Source organism: Streptomyces sp. NPDC111802 (assembly GCF_055634335.1).
This window is the reverse complement of sequence record NZ_JBVKCZ010000126.1, coordinates 1-6,283: the sequence shown is the minus strand read 5'-3', so window position 1 is coordinate 6,283 and position 6,283 is coordinate 1. Positions and strand designations below refer to the sequence as shown.

General features: G+C 60.9%; 8 protein-coding genes. All 8 read left to right on the top strand.

From position 1 onward, the window contains the following. Positions 1 to 624 precede the first annotated feature (624 nt). Entirely contained in the window at positions 625 to 2,115 is a 1,491-nt protein-coding gene (locus tag ACZ7NC_RS44100; protein WP_471497735.1) for a YHS domain-containing protein, read from the top strand. Beyond that, positions 2,036 to 2,452, top strand: a complete 417-nt coding sequence (locus tag ACZ7NC_RS44095) for a toluene-4-monooxygenase system B family protein (RefSeq protein ID WP_471497733.1) — start codon at positions 2,036 to 2,038, stop codon at positions 2,450 to 2,452. The genes ACZ7NC_RS44100 and ACZ7NC_RS44095 overlap by 80 nt, the downstream gene beginning before the upstream one ends. Then, positions 2,449 to 2,799 carry a Rieske 2Fe-2S domain-containing protein gene (locus tag ACZ7NC_RS44090; protein ID WP_471497731.1) on the top strand — a complete coding sequence of 117 codons (351 nt, stop codon included), beginning with the start codon at positions 2,449 to 2,451 and terminating at the stop codon, positions 2,797 to 2,799. Before ACZ7NC_RS44095 ends, ACZ7NC_RS44090 begins: the two co-directional genes overlap by 4 nt. Positions 2,800 to 2,836: 37 nt before the next feature. After that, positions 2,837 to 3,169, top strand: a complete 333-nt coding sequence (locus tag ACZ7NC_RS44085) for an MmoB/DmpM family protein (RefSeq protein ID WP_471497729.1) — start codon at positions 2,837 to 2,839, stop codon at positions 3,167 to 3,169. 37 nt (positions 3,170 to 3,206) lie between these two features. After that, on the top strand, positions 3,207 to 4,166 hold the full coding sequence (locus ACZ7NC_RS44080) for a ferritin family protein (RefSeq protein ID WP_471497727.1): 960 nt from the start codon (positions 3,207 to 3,209) through the stop codon (positions 4,164 to 4,166). 182 nt (positions 4,167 to 4,348) lie between these two features. Continuing rightward, positions 4,349 to 5,074: a nitrile hydratase subunit beta gene (gene nthB / locus ACZ7NC_RS44075; RefSeq protein ID WP_471497725.1), complete on the top strand. Its 726-nt coding sequence runs from the start codon at positions 4,349 to 4,351 to the stop codon at positions 5,072 to 5,074. A 31-nt stretch (positions 5,075 to 5,105) separates the two neighbouring features. After that, positions 5,106 to 5,729, top strand: a complete 624-nt coding sequence (gene nthA / locus ACZ7NC_RS44070; protein ID WP_471497723.1) for a nitrile hydratase subunit alpha — start codon at positions 5,106 to 5,108, stop codon at positions 5,727 to 5,729. Further along, positions 5,726 to 6,061, top strand: a complete 336-nt coding sequence (locus ACZ7NC_RS44065) for a nitrile hydratase accessory protein (protein WP_471497721.1) — start codon at positions 5,726 to 5,728, stop codon at positions 6,059 to 6,061. Before nthA ends, ACZ7NC_RS44065 begins: the two co-directional genes overlap by 4 nt. The last annotated feature ends 222 nt before the right edge of the window (positions 6,062 to 6,283 follow it).

Genomic DNA, 6,283 nt, shown 5'->3' with positions numbered 1-6,283 from the left:
CTCAACAACTGGATCTTCGCAGGTCGGACGGGCACCTCTTCTATTCGGGGTCACACTCCGTCAGCACCCCCGGCCCTCACGGTGAAACACCAAGGTCTGGCGATCGCAGGACCGGTCGCGACCAAGACGTATCCGCTGCGCCCTGGCCGTGGGCTCAGCTGCGGGCCGGGCCGCCCGCGTTCGGGCTCGTCGCTTCGACTCGGCGGTCTCCCGCCTCAACGATGTTCTTGCCCCTGTGGCGGTGGGGCTCCTGTGAGGGCTCCGCATCGCGGGAGTCGACGTCTTCACGTGATCAGGAGGTTGGTCAGCACCGTCTGCCGTCCGATCGCCGAGCCCATGCCTCCGCCACCGCCACTGCCTCGGGGCACGAACCGAGGACCGAATCCAGCGAGAGATCGTCCGGATCGCGCTCAACCCGCTGGACTGACCCATGCTTCACAATCTCACAATGTCACCAAGTTTGACTCCGTTCCCTCGTCCGCAGCGTCTATGGACGGTTGGCCGTGAGCGGTCTACTGGACGGGCACAGCATTCGGAGCAGATGTTGCACTCGATCGCCGTGCACCGTAGTCCACGACGCAAATGGCTCGTTGCTCACGCCATTGAGCCATGGAAGGAGAGGACATGCCTCACCTTGCCCGATCATCCTGGTACGACCTCACCCGTGACATGAACTGGACGCTGTCGTACGTCGATGAAGCAGAGGCATTCCCTGACACCATGTGTGCCAAGTTCGGTATGCCTGCCGAGTCCTGGTGGTCTTGGGACGAGCCCTACAAGATCAGCTATCGCGAGTACGTGCACAATCAGACAGCCAAGGAAGCGTCTGTCTATGCGGTGAACTCTGTGGTCACTCGTTCGACGACCTATGAACAGCTCGATCCCGGCTGGAAGTCAGCCGCACTGATTCACTTCAGCGCTGCACCGTTCACGGAATACATGGCAGGATTCGGCGATCTTCGGATGGCCAGGTTCGGGCGCGCGGCCGCATGGCGTAACCAGGCGGTGTACGGATTCCTGGACGAAATCCGGCACACTCAAATCCATCTCTACTTCTCCTACCAGCTGCTGGGCAAGGAGCCCCGAGTCGACTGGGCGAACAAGGAGCAGCACACAAACAACTGGGGAGCAATCGCCAACCGCTCCGAGATCGAAGACATGGCGGTGGCCTCTGACGCTGTGACGATCGGGGTGCAGCTGCCGTTCTCGTTGGAGACCGGCTTCACCAACCTGCATTTCATGAGTCTGGCTGCCGACGCCCTGAGCGTGGGCGACATTGACTTCGCGTCCCTGGTGTCCTCGGTCCAGACCGACGAGGCGCGTCACGCTCAGCAGGGCGCGGCCACAATCGCGGTGATGACGGCCAATGGCCGCAAGGACGTCGCCCAGCGTCTGGTCGATATCTCGTTCTGGCGAGGATGGCGGCTGTTTTCGCTGCTCACCGGCGTCTCGACCGACTACTACTCGCCGCTGGAACATCGTGCTCGCTCATTCAAAGAGTTTATGAATGAGTGGATCATCAAGCAGTTCCTTGACCAGATCCGGGAAGTCGGGCTGGAGAAACCTTGGTACTGGGACGACCATTTCCTTCCGGAAGTGGAGTGGGTTCACCACGCCTATCATCTGGGTTTGTGGTACCTGCGCCCCACCCTGTGGTGGGATCCGGACGCGGGAATGTCTGTAGCCGAGCGAAACTGGCTTGAAGAGAAGTATCCCGGGTGGAATGACACCTTCGGCAAGCCGTGGGACGTGATTACGCGTAACGTCCAAGAAGGCAGGTTTGAACGTACCGTATCGGAAACCCTGCCCATTCTGTGCAATCTGTGCAACCTGGCCATCCTCACCCCAGTAGGCCATCTTGCAGGTCACCTCGCGTCTCCCGCTCCTCTGACGGTCGAGTACAACAGCCGCAAGTACAGTTTCTGCTCCGCACCCTGCAAGTGGATCTTCGAACAGGATCCGGAGCGATATGCCGGGCATCTGACGCTTTCCGACCGGTTCACTGCCGGTCAGATCCAGCCCGCGACCTTGGAGGGTGTGCTGGCCTACATGGGTATTTCACCCGCGGAGAGCGGACAGGACGCTACCGGGTACGCATGGGCCAAATCCGACTAGGCCATGTCGGCGATCTCCCCGCTGCGTGCGTAAAGCGCGGCTGGAGTGCACTTACATTCCCTTGCAGGGCGATGAGCAGAGCGGAGGCGCTGTGTCTGTAATTTTCGTTCGAGCCGTATTCGACGGTGACCTGATGGTTCGGCTGATGCCGATCGACGATGCCGACTCATTGGCAGTCGTGGCCGAGACAATAGCCCACCAGGCAGTAGGAGCGATGGTCCCTCCGCAGGACCGGCCCATCGGCGTCTGGCACAACGACAACCGGCTGGACCCAAAGGACACAGTCCAAAAGGCGGGTATAGGCCAGATGGACATATTGCGGGTGGCCTACGCATGAGTGACAACGTCCGCTGGGTGACCGCACTGGCCGACGATGAGTTACTCGAAGGGGAAATCCTGGACGTCGAGATCGAGGGCCGGGAAGTTCTGCTCGTGCGTCTCATCGACGGCCCGCCCAAGGCTTTCCAGGGTAAATGCCCGCATCAGGGATCCCTGCTGGCTGACGGTGACTGGGACATGGACAGTAACACCCTCACATGTCCTAGTCATCTGTGGGAATTCGATTTGACGGACGGTCGAGGGATCAATCCGGATAATTGTCGACTCCGTGAATACGCCGTCCGCTTGAACGGAAAGTGGCTGGACATCGCCATTCCGACCGGCATAGACAGGGTCAGCAGTTGACGGCGTCGGCGGAGACGAAGACGATCAAGGGGCCAATGTGCTAGATGAAGACTCGCATCCTGTCCCGAAGCTGGTCGGGCCGATCATACGCGGGACGGATTCAGAACTCGCAGACGCAATCATCTCCGCCATCGAGGCGGACAATCAAGACAACAGTGTCCAAGTAATCGACAGGGGTGGTTATATACGCATTCAGACAGCGTGGGAGTGTCGACTCACCCGGGCAAGTCTCGAACATGAGCTGGGATTCTCCTATCCACTGTCGCAGATTGAAAACGTCCTTACCGCCTTCGCCGGTCGGATGAGGACCACCGAAGATCAACTGACCTGGTATCTGGAGAAGCGGGAGACCGACAGTGCAAAGCCGTAAGCGTTCAAAAGTGAAAGCGTGGAGCACACTCGGTGACGTGAAGAGGAAGCCGAGTGAGTACGAGGTCGTCAACGCCCAGTTTCTTCACAGCTTCCGCCGTGAGCCCGCACCGTTCGAAATATCTCCCGACGCGCCTGTGAATCGATGGTACCGAAAGTACCGCGAAGGATCCCCATTCCAGGTCGAGGACTGGGAATCCTTTCGGGATCCGCACCGCCTGACGTACCGGAAGTACGTCCTTCAGCAGCACGGCCGAGAGACGTATGTGGATGCTCTCATCGATGAGCATGAATCCACGGCATCGATCGAGGACCTTCAGCCAGAATGGGTTCATATTCTGCGGAATCTCGTGGTGCCCATGCGGTTTCCTCTGCACGTGCTCCAGATGTCGAGCATGTACGCATCCCAAATGGCGCCAACGGCCTACATTGTGAACTGCGCGGCATTTCAGGCCGGCGATGAAATGCGCCGCGTTCAGTGGCTCGCCTACTGGGTGAAGTCCTTGTCGTTGGCCCACGGCAGCTATCTGGCTGCCACCGCCACCGCACGTGACACATGGGAAAATGATCCCGCGTGGCAACCACTGCGTCGAGCCCTGGAACAACTTCTTACCGTCCGGGACTGGGGAGAAGCGTTCGCGGCCTTGAACCTCGCCCTTAAGCCCGCGTTCGACACACTCCTCAATGGCAGCCTGGCGTTGCTGGCCAAGCAGAACGGTGATGCGCTGCTGGCTTCGCTGCTCAAGGAATTCGCACAGGACAGCCGCCGAAGCCGGGACTGGAGCACAGCCTTGGCTCTCTATGCCATCGAGCGGCGACCGGAGCTGCGGGAGACATTGAACTCCTGGGTACTCCCCTGGCAGCGCACCGCGACCGACGCGGTGACGTCACTGAGTGGGCTCTTCGCCAAGGCACCCAGCCCTCTGGCGGAGGAAGACGTCGCGGATCACCTAGCCGCACAACTCAACGCCATCAACGAGGACTGCGGGCTCAATTGAGGTGGTTTTCGTGTTGCTGGCATGAGGCAGCTTGAAAGGTGGTTGGAAGGCACGCGGGAACGCCTCCCAACCACAAGACTCGCAGCAAAAGCAGTCGCCCGCAGATGACGCCACCCATCCACTCCGCGTCGGCAAGGCCACGAGGACATCTGGCCAGCACGAGTACTTGCTAGGAGCCTTCGATGATCGGAATCCACGATGTTGGCGGATACCACATGGGCCCGATCGAGACGAAGGACGTCATCGTGTTCCATGAGCCCTGGGAGGGGCTGGTCTTCTCCTTGGCGCTGGTGAGCGCTGTCCGGGGCAGTTGGTCGCTTGCCGACTTTCGCCACCTCATCGAGCAGATGCCCCCGGCTGAATATCTGCAGAGTCCTTACTACGTGCACTGGCTGACGGCGGTTGAGGAGCTTTGCATCCGGGACGGTTTCGTCACCCGTGAGCAACTCACTGCACGCCAGCAGGAAATCCTCGACGGTGAGACACCGCGGGACATGCCGGCCGAGGCAGATCCGGCAGCCACGCAGAGGCTGAGGGAGAGTATTCACGACCTCGCGTACACCGGTCTCGGAGTACGCCGGCCGGAGGACGAACCACGGTCGTTTCACAGCGGCGACCGCATCCGTGCCCGGGTACTTGCCGTACCCGGGCACACACGGCTGCCGTGGTACGTGTGGGGCAAGCCGGGGGTGGTCGTGTCCTACAGCGGCACCTACCCCTTGCCCGACACCGTGGCGGACGGTGGTGGTGAGAAGCCGGAACCGACGTACATGGTCCGCTTCGATGGCGCCGACCTATGGGGCCCGGGTACGGAGGCGAACCTCAGCGTCCTGATGAGTCTTTTTGAGTCGTACATGGATCTCGCCCCCGAGGCCGCCGGTGCAGCGCAGGTGACTGTCTCCGAGTAAGCGAAGGATCCGGAAGGGAAAGTCATCCGACATGGGGAAACACCATCACCGACCGCGTGAGCTGTCCGAGGGCGAGGTCCGCGCGAAGGCTCTGGAATCATTGCTGCGCGAAAAGGGCGTCCTGCAGGGCGATGTCGTGGACGAGATCATCGACCTCTATACCAATGATATCGGTCCCCTTCACGGGGCTCGTGCCGTCGCGAAGGCGTGGAGGGATCCGGCGTTCAAGAGTCGTCTGTTGATGAGCGCCACCAACGCTGTCGCCGAACTCGGGATCGGCGGCATGGAGGGGGAGAACCTGGTGGCTGTGGAGAACACGGACGAAGTCCACCACGTGATCGTCTGCACCCTGTGCTCCTGTTACCCCTGGCCGGTCCTGGGACTTCCCCCGCGCTGGTACAAGGACGCGCCCTACCGTGCGCGCGTCGTGCGTGAACCGCGTGCCGTCCTCAGGGAGTTCGGTACCGTCGTCCCGGACGACAAGGAAATCAGGGTTCTCGACAGCAACGCGGAAGCCCGTTACTTCGTAATTCCACAGCCTCCCAAGGGCTCTGAGCACATGACCGAGGAAGAACTCATTCCGCTGGTAACGCGCGAGTCCATGGTCGGCGTGACCGTGCTGCCGGATATTGAACCGAAGGCGGCCACGCGATGACTCAGGACTCGTTCGAGCGCGACGTAAGCACTCAGGATGCCGTGATGGATCGGGGTATCACCGCCTCTATAAGTGGCCCGCTTGCCATGCCACGCAGCAACGGCGAGCTGATCTTCGAAGCTCCATGGCAAAGCCGTGCGTTCGGCATGGCGGTCAGCCTCTCCCAGGCCGGATTCTTCACCTGGGAGCGCTTCCGTGGCCATTTGGCGCAGGCGATCGCGGACAAGGGTCAGGACGGGGTTGAGGAGTACTATCTGCGCTGGCTCGACGCGCTGGAGATGTCACTCGCGGGGAGTGATGTACTCGGATTTCAGTTCTTGCATGACCGTTGAAACGCAGTAGTGCGCCTAGTGTGGTACGACACCGTCGCGGCCAAACGCTTCTTCCGCCTATGGCGCCGCGCCAACTCATGCCTTCCGTCGGGCACCGCATCTACAAGTATTTGAATAGCCGGGTCCAGCCTCGTTGTTTCACGACGCCGAGCGGTTGATCGTGCGCCCGTGATGTCGTGTTCGTTCCTGTCGGGGGCGTTGGTCCGGCAGGTTCGCGCGTCG